Source organism: Tardiphaga sp. 841_E9_N1_2, assembly GCF_051811065.1.
Lineage (GTDB): Bacteria > Pseudomonadota > Alphaproteobacteria > Rhizobiales > Xanthobacteraceae > Tardiphaga > Tardiphaga robiniae.
The window spans coordinates 5401530-5418061 of sequence record NZ_JBPWQC010000001.1 but is presented as its reverse complement, the minus strand read 5'-3'; the positions used below and the strand labels follow the sequence as shown (position 1 = coordinate 5418061).

Genomic DNA, 16532 nt, shown 5'->3' with positions numbered 1-16532 from the left:
GGACCATTCATGTTGAAGCATCTGCTCATTATTCTGACGGTTGTGACGATCGGCACTGGCTCTGCCCGGGCGCAGGACGTGGCTGCGCCGTTCGACAATGACCTGCAGCGGATGTCGGAGATTCTCGGCGCGCTGCATTACCTGCGCGGCATCTGCGGCAACAACGAAGGCAACAAGTGGCGCAACGAAATGCAGGCGCTGGTCGATGCCGAGACGCCATCCGGCGAGCGCCGCACCCGCATGATCGCTGGCTTCAACCGTGGCTATAACGGCTTCCAGCAGACCTACCGGACCTGCACGCCTGCCGCCAGTATCGCAATCCGCCGCTATATCGACGAAGGCTCGCGGATCTCGCGCGACCTCACCGCAAGGTATGCGAACTAGATGAAATCACCTGCGATCGACACGGTCTTCTTCGACCTCGACGGGACGCTGACCGATCCCAAGATCGGCATCACGGGCTCGATCCAGTATGCGCTCGGCAAGCTCGGTCTTCCCGTCCCGACACAGGACGAACTGACCTGGTGCATCGGCCCGCCGCTGCGTGCCAGCTTCGTGGCACTGCTCGGCGGCGAGAAAGACGCCGATCGCGGCGTGGAGCTCTATCGCGAACGCTTCGGCACCATCGGCCTGTTCGAGAACACGCTTTATGATGGCATCACAGCGACGCTCGATACGTTGCACGCAACAGGCCGCCGGCTGTTTGTCGCCACAAGCAAGCCGCATGTCTTTGCGGACCGTATCGTCGACCACTTCGACCTGCGCAAGTATTTCACGCGCGTATTCGGCTCGGAACTCGACGGTACCCGCGTCGACAAGAGCGACCTGCTGCGCTACGCGCTCGATGAAACCTCCGCCGATCCCGCACGTGCGATCATGATCGGCGACCGCAAGCACGACATTATCGGCGCCGCGAATAACGGCATTCCGGGGATTGGCGCGCTCTATGGCTATGGCGGCCGTGAGGAGCTGACCTCCGCCGGTGCAAAGCATCTGGTGGCTTCGCCTGCGGAGATTCCGGGGTTTATCGACTGAGCTATCAACGTCATTGCGAGCGAAGCGAAGCAATCCAGTCTTCGCTTGTGACCTCTGGATTGCCACGTCGCTTCGCTCCTCGCAATGACGGCGGAAAGGGCGGCGTGTCGAAACTAGTTCAATGCTTCCCTGCGCCCATATAGCCAAACAGGAATCCCGCGACCTTGCGTTTTTGGATTTCTTCGCTGCCTTCGGTGATGCGGTAGCGGCGGTGATGGCGATAAATGTGCTCGAACGGCTTGTGCCGTGAATAGCCCATGCCGCCATGCACCTGCATCGCGCGATCGGCGGACTCGCAACACAGCCGGTTGGCCCAGTAGTTACACATCGACACCTTGTCGGACAGCGTGTGTTCGACCTGCGCCTGGGTGAGCTGGTCCATCTCCCACGCCGTCTTGCGGATCAGCAGCCGCAGCATCTCCGCCTGCGTCGCCAGCTCGACCAACGGAAACTGAATTCCCTGGTTGCGCGCCAGCTCCTCGCCGAACGGTTTTCGCTCGCGCGCATATTTCACGCTTTCATTGATGCAATAGACTGCGGCGCCGAGCGAGCTCGCCGCCTGCCGGATGCGGTTCTCATGCACGAAGCACTGCGCCAGTGACAAACCGCGACCGATCTCGCCGAACAGTGCATCATCCGGCACGAACACATCGGTGAATGACACGCGCGGATGGTCCGTGGGCATGTTGAAGGTCCACATATACTCTTCAATCTTCACGCCCGCAGCCTTGGCCGGCACCAGGAAACAGGTGATACCGCGCGCATCGCCATGGTTCCCCGACGTGCGCGCGAACAGCGCGCAATGCGTCGCCACATGCATGCCGGTCGTCCACATCTTCTCGCCGTTGATGACCCAGCCCTTGACGCCATCACGCGTCGCCTCGACGGCCGTCGTCTCCATATGCGTGGCATCAGAACCATGCTCGGGTTCGGTGAGGCCGAAGGTGATGCGATATTTGCCGGTGATCGAGCCCTCGATCATCTCCTTCTGGTCCTCGCGGCCGTAACGATCGAGCATCGTGACCAGCGGCAGATTACCGACGATGGAATGCTCATTCTGCAGATCGTTGTGCAGGCCGAGCCCTTTGGCTGCGAAATGTTCGCGGATCACAGCCATCCAGAGATTGCTGCCGTCCTTGCCGCCATAGCGCTTCGGGATTGCGAAGCGCAGATGGCCGGCGCCGTCGGCTAAGTTCTTCGCTTGGCGCAGCAGCGCTTCCCATTCATGTCGCGGGAGACCGCCATTATCGAAATCGGTGCGCGCCCATTCGCGGCGATGATCGAAGAAGCGAATATTGTCATCCCGCTCTTCGAGCGGCTTGATCTCGCGCAGGATGAATGAATCGAGTTCAGCGAGATAGGCGACCAGATCGGCCGGCAGGGAAAAATCCAAGGCGCTCTCCCGATTGTTTTCCGAGCTTTGTTGCTCTTGTTAATCGAGCGATTAAGATGGCATCGTCCGATCAAGTCAAGCGCGGCAAGTCAAGTACGCTTTGGCGTCATAAATTCTGCGTAACGAAAAACAAAAGGGAGGCCGCGATGGCTCTGCAATTCTCAACCGTGACCCGCAAGGGACCGATCACCATCGTGACGCTGTCGCGTCCGGAAGTTTACAACGCACTGCACACCGATGCGCATAACGAGCTGCACGAGGTGTTCAACGACTTCGCCAGTGATCCCGACCAATGGGTTGCGATCGTCACCGGCGCCGGCGACAAGGCGTTCTGCGCCGGCAACGATCTGAAATGGCAGGCCGCCGGCGGCAAGCGCGGCTGGAACACGTCGGGCTTCGCCGGCCTCACCGCGCGCTTCGATTGCGACAAGCCGATCATTGCTGCCGTGAACGGCGTCGCTATGGGTGGCGGCTTCGAGATTGCGCTGGCCTGCGACCTCATCATCGCGGCCGAGAATGCGACCTTTGCCCTGCCCGAGCCCCGCGTCGGCCTCGCCGCGCTCGCCGGCGGCCTGCAGCGGCTGCCGCGCCAGATCGGCATGAAGCGCGCCATGGGCATGATCCTCACCGCACGCCATGTGAAGCCGCAGGAAGGCTATGAGCTCGGCTTCGTCAACGAAGTGGTGCCGCAGGGCGAAGCCCTGAACGCCGCGCTGCGCTGGGCCGAGACCATCTGCCAGAATTCACCGATGTCGATCCGCGCCTCCAAGCAAGCGATCCAGAAGGGCATGGCGGTGTCGCTGGAACAGGCCATCACCGAGCAGCGCGAATATCCCGCGGTGAAGGCCATGGCAGCGTCGGAGGATTATGTGGAAGGGCCGAAGGCGTTTTCGGAGAAGCGCAAGCCGAACTGGAAGGGGAAGTAGCGCCGCGGCGCTTACTTCGGTTCCAGCTCGCGTTTGTACGCCGCGTAATTCGGCTGATCGACGGCGAGCTTCGCCAGTGTCGTCTGCCACAGATGCTCTTTCACACCGGGCGTCGTGAGATCGATGTCGCCTTGCGCGATGCGGTCGGCAAGATCCTGGTTCAACCCGTCGAGCGTGCCATGCACGCCGAGCAGCATCGTCAATCCATGCAGCTCGGCGGCATCGCTGTCGCCGGCAAGAGTGAGCTGCCGGGTCACCAGATCGAGCGCGTTGATCGCGACACGCAGCTTGAAGGCGGCATGGCCTGAGATCTGAGGCGCAATGTCGTTGCGGAGAAAATCCGCGACGGCCTTTACCAGTTCATCGGGCCTCGGTTCGTCCTGCATGTCATCACCTTGTTTTTGCGCATGATCTGATCCGAAAACCGGTCACCACTTTTCGGGATCATGCGCGCGGCGCCAATAGCCGTAACAGATCGATCTCCGTCTCCGACGAGCGCCGTCCGATCATCGCACGCTCCATCGAATGATCCGGCCCCAAACGAAATCGCTGCATCATGCCAACGCACATCACGCCCCAGCGTAGCGTGCCCATCACTTCCCAGAATTTCACGCGTGCCACATCGACGGCGATGCCGCTGGCCGCCTCATAACCCGAGAACAATTCCTCATAGGTGCCGAAACCGCCGACCGGCTTGTCGATGACGCCGAAGCGCCATGAATTGACGCAGATCCAGCCGAGATCTTCCATGGGATCGCCGAGATGCCCGAGCTCCCAGTCCAACACCGCGCGGACGCCATCGGGCCCGATCATCAGATTGCCGTGACGGAAATCACCATGCACCAAAGTGACGCGTTCTGACGGGCCGGGATCGTGATCGCGCAACCAGCGCAGCGCCAGCTGGAACACCGGGCGCGGCCAGCCAAAACCGTCGATCTCCCGCTGCAATTCGGCGATTTCTGCTGCGGCATTCATGCGGCGCAGTTGCGGCAGGCTTGCAGCGGACAGCCCGTGAATGCCAGCAAGAATCTCGCCGCATTGCCGGGCGAGTTTGGGCCGTGCGTCGGCGAATTCTTCGTCGCGCAAAATCTTGCGCGGGATGGTTTCGCCAGCGACTCGCTGCATGATGAAGCCCGTTCCCAGATCGTCATCCGGTCTGAGAACGTGCAGCACCTTCGGCGACGGTACGCCAGCATCATGCGCGAGTTGCATGAGTACCGCTTCCGCATCGAGACCCGCGGCACGGCCGGGCGCAGCGCCATAACCCGACGGTGCGCGGCGCAGGATGGCGCCGATGGCACCATCGGGATGCGTGATATCGAACGACCACGTCTCCTGGCTGGCGCCGCCGGACAGCCGTGCTGCGGATGTCACGCCCGCCGCACCGGGACACCACGCCGCCGCACTGCGCGCCAAAAGCTCCGCAACAGACGTCGTACTCAAGGCTTACTGGCCCGTGAACTTGGCCGGACGTTTTTCCAGGAACGCCGCGACGCCTTCCTTGAAGTCCGGCGAAGCACCGGCGGCGCGCTGCGATTTGACCTCGAGATTGATCTGGTCCTCGAAGGAATTCTCCGGGCTTTCCCAGTAGAGCTTGCGGATCAGCGACAGTGCGATGGTCGGGCCGTTGGCGAGTTCATGGGCGAGCTTCATGGCTTCATCCATCAGCGCCGCATCGTCATAGACGCGATTGACGAGGCCCCATTCCAGCGCCTTCTCGGCCGGCAGCTTTTCGCCAAGCAATGACAGTTCGACCGAACGTGCCTTGCCGATCAGGCGGGGCAAGATCCAGGTCGAGCCGCAATCCGGCACCAGGCCGATACGGCGGAACGCCTGCAGGAAATAGGACGAGCGTGCACACAAAATGAGATCGCCCATCAGCGCGAAGCTCATGCCGGCGCCGGCGGCGGGGCCATTCACCGCAGTAACGATCGGGCAATGCAGGTTCTGCAGCCGGCGCAGGAACGGATGGAAGGCGGTCTCCAGCGTCGCGCCGGCGTTGCTGCGCGCCTTGGTGAGCTGATTGTTGCGCCCCTGAAGATTGGCGCCCGTGCAGAAGGCACGGCCGGCACCGGTGAGGACCACGCAGCGCACGTCCGCCTTGCGATCATCGATCTCGTCCAGCGCTTCGCCGAGGCCGCCGAGCATATCGACCGAGACCGCGTTCATCACCTCCTGATGATCGAGCTTCAGGATGGCGACATTACCGTCGAAATCGAGCGTGACGTGTTTGAACTGCATGGTTTCCTCACGGGATGATCCGCGTGTTTATTCCGCGGTGTGGAAGCTTTGTCTGGGCATGATCTGATCCGAAAACCGGCATCCACTTTTCGGGATCATGCGATTGTATGTCAGGCGGCATATTTGATTTTTCGGACGCGCTTGTCCATGCTTCCTGGGGAACACCAGCCCACCAACGGACGCACGGCATAACGCGCGCCAAACATGGAAACGCTGACATGGCAACGTCTACACAGATATTCGACCTCAGCGGCCGCGTGGCCGTCATCACCGGCGGCAATGGCGGTATCGGCCTCGGCATCGCGCAGGCGCTGGCCACCGCTGGTTGCAACGTCTCGATCTGGGGCCGCAACGCCGAGAAGAACAAGGCCGCGGCTGCCACCATGGCGGACTGCACCGGCAAGGTCGACACGCTGGTCTGCGACGTCACCGACACCGCCTCGGTGAAATCGGCGATGGATGCCACGCTCAGGACATTCGGACGCGTCGATGGCTGCTTCGCCAATGCCGGCATCGGCGGCGGCGGCCGGCACAATTTCATCGACCGCACCGAAGAGCAGTGGCGCACCATGTTCGCGACCAATCTGGACGGCGTCTTTCATGCCTTCCAGGTTGCCGCGCGCCACATGACCGAACGCGCCGAAGCCGGTGACAAGTTCGGCCGGCTGGTTGCGACATCGAGTCTTGCCTCGATCTTCGGCACCGCGCGCAACGAGCACTATGCGGCGACCAAAGCGGCGATCAATGCGCTGGTGCGCGCGCTGGCCGTCGAACTGGCACGGCAGGGCGTGACAGCCAATGCGATCCTGCCGGGCTGGATCAAGAGCGACATGACGGCCGGGATCATGGGCAACGAGAAATTCGTCGCCAATGTCATGCCGCGCATTCCGGTGCGCCGTTTCGGCGAACCATCGGATTTCGGCGGCATCGCGGTCTATCTGATGAGCAAGGCGTCATCGTATCACACGGCGGATACGTTCGTGATCGATGGCGGGTATACGGCGTTCTAACCACAAATGCTGTCATGCCCGGACTTGATCCGGGCATCCATCTTTGCCCCTGCAGCCAATGAAGATGGATGGCCGGGTCAAGCCCGGCCATGACGACCGGGGGGACCTAGTTTCTCGGCCCACCTCTACGAGGCCACCGCCTCCTTTGGCCGCGCGCCCACCGTCATCGCAAATCCCTCATAGTCCTTCGCTGCCACATCGTTGCAAATCTGCCGGTAGACACCGACGCCGCCGATATAGGGCATGAATATCTGCGGCTTGCCGGGAATATTCGCACCCATGTACCAGGAATTGGCTTGGGGATAGAGCGTGCCAGCCGCCACCTCGTTGACATGAGCGACCCATTTGTCCTCGGCGGGACGCGTTGCCTCCATCACCTCGGCGCCACGGTCGCGCATATAGCTCAGGCAATCGGTAATCCAGTCGACATGCTGCTCGATGGACACGATCATATTTGACAGCACCGAGGGCGAGCCGGGACCGGTGACGATAAAGAGGTTCGGGAAGCCGGCACTCATCAGGCCGAGATAGGTTCGCGGGCCTTCCGCCCATTTGTCATTCAGCGTCTGGCCGCCGCGAGCGCGGATATCGATCTTGGCAACCGAGCCGGTCATCGCATCGAAACCGGTGGCGAGCACCAGCGCGTCGACCTCGTAATCCTTGCCGCCGGTGCGCACGGCATGCGGCAGAATCTGCTCGATCGGATGGGCCTTGATATCGACCAGCGTCACATGCGGGCGATTGAAGGTCGCATAGTAATCTGTGTCGACGCAGATACGCTTTGAACCAACCGGATGATCGGTCGGCTGCAGCAGCCTTGCCGTTTCGGGATCGCTGACGATCTCTGAAATTCTCTCGCGGATAAAATCGGCGGCGGTATCGTTGGCGCGCTGATCCAGGACCAGGTTATTGTAGACGCCCATGAAGGTAAGCCCGCCCGATGTCCATCGCGCATGATACTTCTCGCGCCTTTCATGCTCCGGATCGTCGAGCGCGCCGCGATCCGGAATCGGCTGCACGATGCCGTTCTTGAAATCCTCGCGCGCCTGCCTGCGAATCTCCGGATAGTTGTCGCGAAACGATTTGCGCTCATCATCGGTGAGCGGCGCGTTGCGCGCCGGCACGCTGAAATTTGCGGTGCGCTGGAACACAGTGAGCTGGCTCGCCTGTTCGGCGATCAGGGGGATCGACTGGATTGCTGACGAGCCGGTGCCGATGACGCCGACGCGCAGACCGGTGAAATCGACTGTCTCATGCGGCCAGTTGCCGGTGTGATAGACCTTGCCCTTGAAGTCCTTCATGCCACGGAATTCGGGCGTACGCGCATTCGACAGACAACCCGTCGCGAGCACGACATGCTGCGCGGTGGTGGTCTGGCCATCGGAAGTCGTCACCGTCCATCGATTGGCACGCTCATCGAAAACTGCGGATTTGACGGCCGTGTTGAACTGGATGTCCTTGCGCAGATCGTAGCGATCGGCGACGTGGCCGGCATAGCGCAGAATTTCGGGCTGCGGCGCGTAGCGCTCGCTCCAGTCCCATTCCTGCTGCAATTTGTTATCGAACGAGAACGAATACTGCATGCTCTCGACGTCGCAGCGCGCGCCGGGATAGCGGTTCCAGTACCAAGTGCCGCCGACATCGCCGCCCTGTTCGAAGACTTTCACATGGAGACCGAGGCCGCGCAGCTTGTGCAGCAGATAAAGCCCCGCGAACCCGGCGCCAACGACCACGACATCGATACGCGCGTTCTGATGCGAGACAGGTTGCGGCTGAGCAGCGGCCATGCGTTCACTCCCGTATTTTTTGCTTTGCTTGTTACAGGCAGCATTTCCCGCATAACGCGAAAGCGCAAGCAGGAAATCGGGAATCGTCGCCGCGGTATTTTGCCAGGCGGAATGCCGCTGGTCAGCTTGGCATCGCCCTTCCCCATACGCTAGCGTTCATCACGAACTCGCCACATGAAGCGGGTCACAAGGGATTCAGGGAGACACGCCGATGAAGTCGCCGATCTGCGAGATGCTGGGCATCGCGTTTCCATTACTCGCCTTTAGCCATTGCCGCGACGTGGTGGCGGCCGTCAGCCGTGCCGGCGGCTTCGGTGTGCTCGGCGCCACCGCGCATTCGCCGGAAACGCTGGAGCAGGAACTGAGGTGGATCGACGATCATGTCGATGGCAAGCCCTACGGCATCGACGTGCTGATCCCGGAGAACATCTCCACCGCAGGCGAGAAGGATGTCACCTGGAAGTCGCTGGAGCGCCGCATCACGCCGGAACATCGCGCTTTCACCAGGAGCCTGCTGAAGAAATACGGCGTCGATCTCAAGATCACCGAAGTCTCCTCCGATCAGCCGCAGCCATTCGATGGCGAGACTGCACTGCGGCTGCTCGACGTCTCCTTCAATCATCCGATCCGGCTGATCGCCAATGCACTCGGCGTGCCGCCGAAGGCGATGATCGAGATGGGCAAAGCCCATAGCGTCCCCGTGGCAGCTCTCGTCGGTGCCAAGGAACATGCGATCCGGCAGGTTGCGGCCGGCGTCGATATTCTCGTGGCGCAGGGCACCGAGGCCGGTGGCCATTGCGGCGAGGTCTCGACCATGGTGCTGGTACCGGAGGTGATCAAAGCCATCAAGCCGATGCGCGAGGTGCCGGTGCTGGCCGCCGGCGGCATCATGACCGGGCGGCAGATGGCCGGCTGTATGGCGATGGGCGCGGCAGGCGTCTGGACCGGTTCGGTGTGGCTCGCGACCACGGAATCTGAAACCTCCGAAATCTTTCGCGAGAAGATGATTGCCGCCTCGTCGCGCGATGCGATCCGCTCCAGGGGCCGTACCGGCAAGCCCGCACGGCAGTTGCGCTCGGTCTGGACCGATGCCTGGGATCGCAGCGAAGACAGCCCCGGCGCGCTGCCGATGCCACTGCAGAGCCTGATCAGCCGCGACGCCTTCGCCTCGATTGATCGTTCCGCAGCCGCGGGCAATGCGCAGGCACGGGATCTGGTCAGCTATTTCGTCGGCCAGGGCGTCGGCCTGATTGACAGCGTCAAGTCGGCAGGCGCAGTTGTGCAGGAATTCAAGGAGGACTTTGCCGAAGCGGCAGAGCACCTCACCATGCTGGTTTCCGAATAGAGGCAAGAGCAAGAACAATGGCAGTGTCGAACCAAGCTGAAGACCGCATCCCCGTCATCGTCGGCGTCGGCGAATTCTCGGATCATCCGAAGGAGCTCGCCGAAGGTCTCGAGCCGCTCGCGCTGATGATCGAAGCGCTGAAGCGCGCAGAGCAGGATTCCGGCGGCAAGCTGCTTGGGGATATCGACTCGCTCGACATCGTGAACTTCCTGAGCTGGCGTTACACCGCGCCGGAGAAGCAGCTCAGCGAGAAGCTCGGCATCGCGCCGAAACATGCCTATTACGGCCCGGTCGGCGGCGAGAGCCCGATCCGTTACATTCATGAAGCAGCCAAGCGTATCGCGCGCGGCGAATCTCAGGTCGCGGCGATCACCGGCGCGGAATCGCAGGGCACGGCCACCAAGGCCGAACGCGCCAAGGTGGATCTGCCCTGGACGCCGTTCGCCAAGGATGCGCCGGAGCCGCTCCGCGGTGCCAACTATCAGAAGCCGATGGCGACCAAGCTCGGCGTGGCCAAACCGGTCACGGTCTACCCGTTCTATGAAGCCGCCTCCGCCGCGCATTGGGGCCAGACGCCGCGCGAGGCCCATCGAGAGTCTGGAGAATTGTGGTCGCGCTATGCAGGCGTCGCGGCGACCAATCCGGAAGCGTGGAACAAGAAGGCCTTCACGCCCGACGAGATCACAACGCCGACGCCTGACAATCGGCTGATCGCCTGGCCCTATACCAAGCTGATGGTCGCCAATCCGATGGTAAACCAGTCGGCCGCCATCCTCGTCACCAGCCTTGCCAAGGCGCGCGCTGCCGGCGTGCCCGAGGATCGCATCGTGCATATCTGGGGCGGCGCTTCAGCCGAGGAGCCGCGCGACTATCTCGACCGCGACCAGTATGTGGAGAGCCACGCGCAGAATGCGGTGCTGAAGGTGGCCATGGATCTGGTCGGCGGCTCCGGCAAGAATTTCGGCGCCATCGAGCTCTATAGCTGCTTCCCCTGCGTGCCCAAGATGGCCCGCCGCACCCTCGGCCTTGGCAGCGACGTGCAACCAACCGTGACCGGCGGTCTCACCTTCTTTGGCGCGCCGCTGAACGACTACATGGCGCATGCCGCCTGCGCGATGGTGCGCAAGATCCGCGCCGGCACCAGGACGGGACTGCTCTATGCGCAGGGCGGCTTCGTCACCAAGCACCACGCATTGGTGGTGTCGAAGGATATGCCGAAGGAAGCGATCGCGCAGGACACCAATGTGCAGGCTGACGCCGATCGCGACCGCAAGCCCGTTCCGACATATGTCACCGAGGCCTCAGGCAACGGCACTGTGGAAAGCTTCACGGTGATCTACGGCCGTGGTGGCGAGATCGAACACGGCGTAGTGATCTTGCGCACTGCTGCCAATGAACGCGCGCTGGCGCGTGTGCCGGTACAGGACCAGGCGACACTGGCGTTTCTGATGGATCAGGACAAGACGCCCGTAGGATCGTCAGGCGCGATCAGCACGGCGGGTGATGGTGTGCTGGAGTGGCGAAAGGCGCAATAAGGCGAGATGACCAAATTCATTCCAAAGGATGCAAACTTCGAGGCCCGCGTGCAGGCGAGCTTCGCCCGCCAAACGGCGATGGCGACACTGGGTATCGAAGTTGCTCGCCAGGCAGCCGGCGAAGTCGAACTCAAAATGCCGTACAACACCGCCTTTACGCAGCAGCACGGGTTCATTCATGCCGGCATCATCACAACAGCGCTGGATACAGCCTGCGGATATGCCGCCTTCTCGCTGATGCCCGACAATGCCGCAGTACTTACCGTCGAATTCAAGACCAATTTTCTGGCCCCGGCCCGCGGCGAGCATTTCCTGTTTCGGGCCCACGTTCTCAAGCCCGGCAGAACCATAACGGTTTGCGAGGGCCAGGCCTTTGCGGTGGAGCGAGGCGAGGAGAAACTGATCGCAACAATGAGCTGCACCCTGATGGCGCTGTTCGATCGCGAAGGCATCACGCACTAGGCGATCGTAAATGCAGGGGTTGCTATGCCGGACGTACGAGCCCGGCATAGCGCGGCGTCAACGCCCTACCCCTTCACTTCCTTTTTGTCCGTCTCCGCCGTCGGCTTGCCGCTTTTCGGAGCACCGCTACCGCCGGTGATACGGACCTTGTCGCCGTCGTTGAGGCCGTCCGGCGGGGCAATGACGATGCGGTCGTCGGCGGCGATGCCGGATGCGAGCTCGATGTCGCGGCCGAGATCCCTGGCGATGGTCACGGTCTTGAACAGGATCTTGTCGTCCGGTCCAACGGTCGCGACGCGCATGCCGCTCTTGTTGAAGATCAGCGCCGAGGCCGGAACATGGAGCGGCGCGGAATCACGCGCGAGGCTCATCTTCACATTGGCATAACCACCCGGCAGCAATTCGCCGTTGGGGTTGTCGAGCACGAGCTGCATGCGCGTGGTGCCCGACGCCACATCGACCGATTGCGACGAGGCCTCCACCGTGGCCGGGAACGTCTTGTTCGGATGATCGGGCACGCTGATGATCGCCTTGGCGCCTAACCTGATCGCCGGCACATAGCTCTGCGGCACGTCGACATAAACGCGCAGCTTCTTGATATCAGATACCACGAACATCGCGGCGCCGGTTCCGGTGCCACCCGAGATCAGCGCGCCGACGTCGGTGTTGCGCTGGGTGACGACGCCGTCGAACGGCGCGGTGATCTTCTTGTAACCGGCCAGCGCTTCCAGCCGCTCAACATTGGCCTGACCGGAATTCACGGCGGCGCGCTTGTTGTTCAGATCGGCGGTGCGTTCGTCGATTTCCTGCGCCGAAACGAAATTCGACGCCACCAGCGTCTTGCGGCGGTTCAGCGTCGCTTCCGACAGTTTGGCGCTGGACTGCTGGCTGACAAGGTCAGCACGGGCCTGCAGCAACTGCTGATCGAGGTCCGGGGCTTCGATCTCGGCGATCACCTGGCCGGATTTGACCTGTGCACCGATATCGGCGCTCCAGCTCTTCAGATAGCCCGAAACGCGGGCAAAAATCGGCGCGCGGTAATAGGCTTCGAGCCGGCCGGGCAGATCGAGCGACGCGTTGAGAACGCGGGCATCCGGCGGAGCCACAGCGACGGTCGGGATCGCCTGATCGTCGGTCCAGGCCTTTAAATCGCTCTCGGTCTTGGCGCGGGCCATGATGCCGGTGACGACGATGGCGCCTGCGGCGCACAGGCCAATCACTCCGACCAGGCCGAGCTTGCGGCGTGACACCGGGGGGGTCTGCTCAGTGGGCATGCAAAGTCTCCGAGGTAGCCACGTCAGCCGCAGGCTGATTTTCAGGCTGCTGTTTCTTGTGAACCATGCTGAAAACCACCGGCACGAACATCAACGTGGCGATGGTAGCAAAAATCAGGCCGCCGATGACAGCGCGGCCAAGTGGCGCATTCTGCTCGCCGCCTTCGCCCAGCCCCAGCGCCATCGGCGCCATGCCGATGATCATGGCCAGGGCCGTCATCAACACCGGGCGGAAGCGGACGAAACCGGCTTCGGACGCGGCCTTGATGGGGTCGCCGAGGATCGCGTAACGCTCGCGGGCGAAGGAAATCACCAGCACCGAGTTGGCCGTCGCAACACCCATACACATGATGGCGCCGGTTAGTGCCGGAACCGACAGCGTCGTCTGCGTCGTGAACAGCATCCAGACGATGCCGGCCAATGCCGCCGGCAGCGCGGTGATGATCACGAACGGATCGGACCAGGACTGGAAGTTCACGACGATCAAGAGATAGATCAGCACGATGGCGCCGAGCAGGCCGAACAATAGACCGGCAAAGGCGCTGTTCATGGTCTGCACCTGACCGAGCAGCGCCACATTGCTGCCCTTCGGCACATCCGCCTTGGTCTCTTCGAGCACCTTGTAAATATCGTTGGACACGGAACCGAGATCGCGCCCCTGCGTGGTGGCATAGATCTGCACCATCGACTGGATGTCATATTGCGACACCACGGCATTCGAGGTCGAGCGATTGATGCTGGCAATGCCGCCGAGCATCGGGGAGTTGTTGCTGGCATTCACGGCCGTGATCGGCAGCGTCTCCAGCGCACCCAGCGAATCCAGTTTGTATTGCGGCGTCTGCATCACGATGGAATAGGACACGCCGTTATCAGGACTGAGATAATAGGTCGGCGCGACTTGCGACGAACCTGCGAGGTTGACCACGAGGCTGTTGGTGACATCGCGCTCGGTCAGGCCGACATATTGCGCACGGGTGCGGTCCACATCGATGTTGAAGCCGGGATTGTTCGGCGACTGCTGGAGCCGTGCATCGGCAATGCCGGGAATGCGACGGATCTTGCCGAGCAGCTTGTTGGCATATTCGAAGTTCGCCGCGAGATTCGCACCGCGGATCTGCAGGTCGATCGGGGCCGGAGCGCCGAAGTTCAGGATCTGGCTGACGATGTCGGCGGGCAGGAAGGCAAAGCTGACGCCCGGGAACTGCCGCGGCAGTTGCTCGCGCAATAGCCGCACATATTCCTCGGTCGGCCTGTGGCCTTCCTTCAGCTTGATCTGGAAGTCGCCATCCTGCGGGCCGATCACGCCGGTGTTGTTATAGGTGAGATTGATGCCGGAGACGGGCATGCCGATATTGTCGGTCATGGTCTCGATCTGATCCGGCGGGATGATCTTGCGCACCGCCTTGGTGATATCGGCGAACTGGTTGGCAGTTTCCTCGATGCGAGTGCCGACCTGGGCGCGGACATGCATCAGGATGGCGCCGCCATCGACCGATGGGAAGAAGTTGCGGCCAAGGAACGGCACCAGCAGAAACGACACGCCGACGACGCCGAGGAAGCCGATCACAAAAACGGGGCGCCGCGCCAGCGCCATATCCAACAGGCCGTGATAGCCGCCGCGGATCCGCTCGAAGCCGGCCTCGAAGCCCCGCTGGAAACGCACCAGCGGATTGCGGGTCGGCGGCTTCTCGCCGTCATGATGGACATGCGGCTGCAGCAGATATTTGGCCATGGTCGGCACCAGCGTGCGCGACAGCAGGAACGACCAGACCATCGCGAACATCACCGCTTCGGCCATCGGCACGAACAGGAAGCGCGCAATGCCGTTGAGGAAGAACATCGGCACGAAGACGATACAGATACAGAGAAGCGATACGAAAGCCGGCGTCACAATCTGCGCCGCACCGTCCATGATCGAGGTCTCGACGTCCTTGCCCTGCTCCAGATGGTAATTGATGTTCTCGATGGTCACCGTGGCGTCGTCGACGAGGATGCCGACTGCGAGCGCCAGACCGCCCAGCGTCATGATGTTCAGCGTTTCGCCGATCATCGACAGCATAATGATGGCACCGAGCACCGCCAGCGGGATCGACACCGCGATGATGACGGTGGAACGCCAGCTGCCAAGGAACAGCAGGATCATCACCGACGTCAGCAAGGCCGCGATGACGCCTTCCACGGCCACGCCTTCGATGGCGCCGCGCACGAAGCCGGACTGGTCGCCGATATAACTGATCTTCAACGCGTCCGGCAGCGCCGCGCGATAGTCAATCACCTTCTGCTTGATGCCGGATATGATATCGAGCGTGGAAACCGAGCCAGCCTTCAACACCTGCATCAGCACCGAACGATTGCCATCCACATGTACGATATTGGTCTGCGGCGGATTGCCGTCGCGCACGGTGGCAACGTCATCCACATAGACCATGGCGCCGTTGACGCTCTTGATCGGCAGCCGGCCGAGTTCTTCGATCTTCAGCGGCGAGTTGTTGAGATTGATCGTGTATTCGAATTCGCCGATCTTCTGCGTGCCGACCGGCGTGATCAGGTTCTGCGCGGCCAATGCATTGGCGACGTCCTGACCGGACAGACCGCGGGCCTGCAGCGCGCCGGGATTGAGATCGATCTGGATCTGGCGCTGCTTGCCGCCGAACGGATACGGAATCGCGGCACCAGGCACGGTGACCAGCGGGGTACGAAGCTGGTTGATGCCGATATCGGCGAGGTTCTGTTCGGTAAGACCGTCACCGGACAATGCGACGTTGATGATCGGCACCGTCGAGGCCGAATAGTTCAGGATCAGCGGGGGCGTGGCGCCGGGCGGCAACTGCTTGATCAGCGTCTGCGAGATCGCGGTGACCTGCGCATTGGCGGTGCGGATGTCGACATTGGGCTGGAAGAAGATCTTGATGATGCCGAAGCCGGCATAGGAATTCGCCGTGATGTGCTCGATGTCATTGACCGTGGTGGTCAGTGCGCGCTGGAACGGCGTGGTGATACGGCCGGACATCTGGTCCGGCGGGAGGCCGGTATATTGCCAGACCACGCCGATGACGGGGATGCGAATATCAGGGAAAATATCGGTCGGCGTGCGAAGCGCGGCCAGCGGCCCGACAATCAGCAACAGCAGGGCCAGCACCACAAAGGTGTAAGGCCGGGTCAGGGCGATGCGCACCAACGAGATCATGAACGGGCAGTCCTCGATATATTGACGAGAGGGGCACTGCGGGAACCCGCCTGCCCACGATCGAATTCACCTGTTTAGAGAGATCATCCGCATCCGATTAGTGAGCCGGGCCGGCATAAGCCTATCGGCTCGGTTCATGAATGAACGGGCAATCCTCTTTGCATGAAGGGCTGCGAACGAGCGGTTTCCGCGCCTGTCCACGCCAGCAGATTTACCCGACCTGCGATAAAATAGCTAACGCGCCAAGCCTCACGGCAATTCACTTCAGCGGTATTGTTAATTGTTTCCGGGCCGCCGTGGCGTCCGCACAACAGTTTTAGGCTTAAATAGACGCGGC

Annotated in this window: 14 protein-coding genes; 7 read left to right on the top strand and 7 right to left on the bottom strand. The window is 61.8% G+C overall.

Annotation, left to right across the window (positions count from 1 at the left end; genetic code table 11):
- Window positions 1-9 precede the first annotated feature (9 nt).
- Together AB8A50_RS25945 and AB8A50_RS25940 are read left to right on the top strand one after the other, a co-directional pair.
- Window positions 10-384, top strand: coding sequence for a TIGR02301 family protein (locus AB8A50_RS25945; protein WP_439079402.1), 375 nt, complete (start codon window positions 10-12; stop codon window positions 382-384).
- Window positions 385-399: 15 nt separating this feature from the next.
- On the top strand, window positions 400-1035 hold the full coding sequence (locus AB8A50_RS25940) for an HAD family hydrolase (protein ID WP_439080035.1): 636 nt from the start codon (window positions 400-402) through the stop codon (window positions 1033-1035).
- Between the two features lie 118 nt (window positions 1036-1153).
- Here the strand turns inward: AB8A50_RS25940 and AB8A50_RS25935 are convergent, their stop codons facing one another.
- Window positions 1154-2428, bottom strand: a complete 1275-nt coding sequence (locus AB8A50_RS25935; protein ID WP_439079401.1) for an acyl-CoA dehydrogenase family protein — start codon at window positions 2426-2428, stop codon at window positions 1154-1156.
- A 146-nt stretch (window positions 2429-2574) separates the two neighbouring features.
- Here AB8A50_RS25935 and AB8A50_RS25930 point away from each other — a divergent pair, with 146 nt between their 5' ends.
- Window positions 2575-3354: an enoyl-CoA hydratase-related protein gene (locus AB8A50_RS25930; RefSeq protein WP_320446737.1), complete on the top strand. Its 780-nt coding sequence runs from the start codon at window positions 2575-2577 to the stop codon at window positions 3352-3354.
- A gap of 11 nt (window positions 3355-3365) precedes the next feature.
- Here AB8A50_RS25930 and AB8A50_RS25925 read toward each other — a convergent pair whose 3' ends face one another.
- The 3 genes from AB8A50_RS25925 to AB8A50_RS25915 are packed head-to-tail and all read right to left on the bottom strand — an operon-like array spanning window position 3366 to window position 5595.
- Window positions 3366-3740, bottom strand: a complete 375-nt coding sequence (locus tag AB8A50_RS25925) for a DUF6285 domain-containing protein (RefSeq protein ID WP_093759524.1) — start codon at window positions 3738-3740, stop codon at window positions 3366-3368.
- Between the two features lie 58 nt (window positions 3741-3798).
- Entirely contained in the window at window positions 3799-4797 is a 999-nt protein-coding gene (locus AB8A50_RS25920; protein WP_439079400.1) for a phosphotransferase family protein, read from the bottom strand.
- A gap of 3 nt (window positions 4798-4800) precedes the next feature.
- Window positions 4801-5595 (bottom strand): enoyl-CoA hydratase/isomerase, encoded by a 795-nt coding sequence (locus AB8A50_RS25915; protein WP_068733289.1) that lies wholly within the window; start codon window positions 5593-5595, stop codon window positions 4801-4803.
- 218 nt (window positions 5596-5813) lie between these two features.
- On the opposite strand from AB8A50_RS25915, the gene AB8A50_RS25910 reads away from it, so the two are divergent.
- Complete coding sequence (locus AB8A50_RS25910) at window positions 5814-6605, top strand: SDR family NAD(P)-dependent oxidoreductase (protein WP_439062187.1); 792 nt, start codon at window positions 5814-5816, stop codon at window positions 6603-6605.
- 125 nt (window positions 6606-6730) lie between these two features.
- On the opposite strand, the gene AB8A50_RS25905 is transcribed toward AB8A50_RS25910, so the two are convergent.
- Window positions 6731-8392, bottom strand: coding sequence for a flavin-containing monooxygenase (locus AB8A50_RS25905; protein ID WP_439079399.1), 1662 nt, complete (start codon window positions 8390-8392; stop codon window positions 6731-6733).
- 211 nt (window positions 8393-8603) lie between these two features.
- Here AB8A50_RS25905 and AB8A50_RS25900 point away from each other — a divergent pair, with 211 nt between their 5' ends.
- Genes AB8A50_RS25900 through AB8A50_RS25890 form a run of 3 tightly spaced genes read left to right on the top strand, consistent with a single transcriptional unit; the run spans window position 8604 to window position 11734 of the window.
- Window positions 8604-9737 carry a nitronate monooxygenase gene (locus tag AB8A50_RS25900; protein WP_439079398.1) on the top strand — a complete coding sequence of 378 codons (1134 nt, stop codon included), beginning with the start codon at window positions 8604-8606 and terminating at the stop codon, window positions 9735-9737.
- 17 nt (window positions 9738-9754) lie between these two features.
- Complete coding sequence (locus AB8A50_RS25895) at window positions 9755-11272, top strand: acetyl-CoA acetyltransferase (protein WP_439079397.1); 1518 nt, start codon at window positions 9755-9757, stop codon at window positions 11270-11272.
- Window positions 11273-11278: 6 nt separating this feature from the next.
- A complete protein-coding gene (locus AB8A50_RS25890; protein WP_439079396.1) occupies window positions 11279-11734 on the top strand; it encodes a PaaI family thioesterase in 456 nt (151 codons plus the stop codon).
- A gap of 65 nt (window positions 11735-11799) precedes the next feature.
- On the opposite strand, the gene AB8A50_RS25885 is transcribed toward AB8A50_RS25890, so the two are convergent.
- Window positions 11800-13008, bottom strand: coding sequence for an efflux RND transporter periplasmic adaptor subunit (locus tag AB8A50_RS25885; protein ID WP_439079395.1), 1209 nt, complete (start codon window positions 13006-13008; stop codon window positions 11800-11802).
- Window positions 12998-16195, bottom strand: a complete 3198-nt coding sequence (locus AB8A50_RS25880) for an efflux RND transporter permease subunit (RefSeq protein WP_439079394.1) — start codon at window positions 16193-16195, stop codon at window positions 12998-13000. Before AB8A50_RS25880 ends, AB8A50_RS25885 begins: the two co-directional genes overlap by 11 nt.
- Between the last annotated feature and the right edge of the window lie 337 nt (window positions 16196-16532).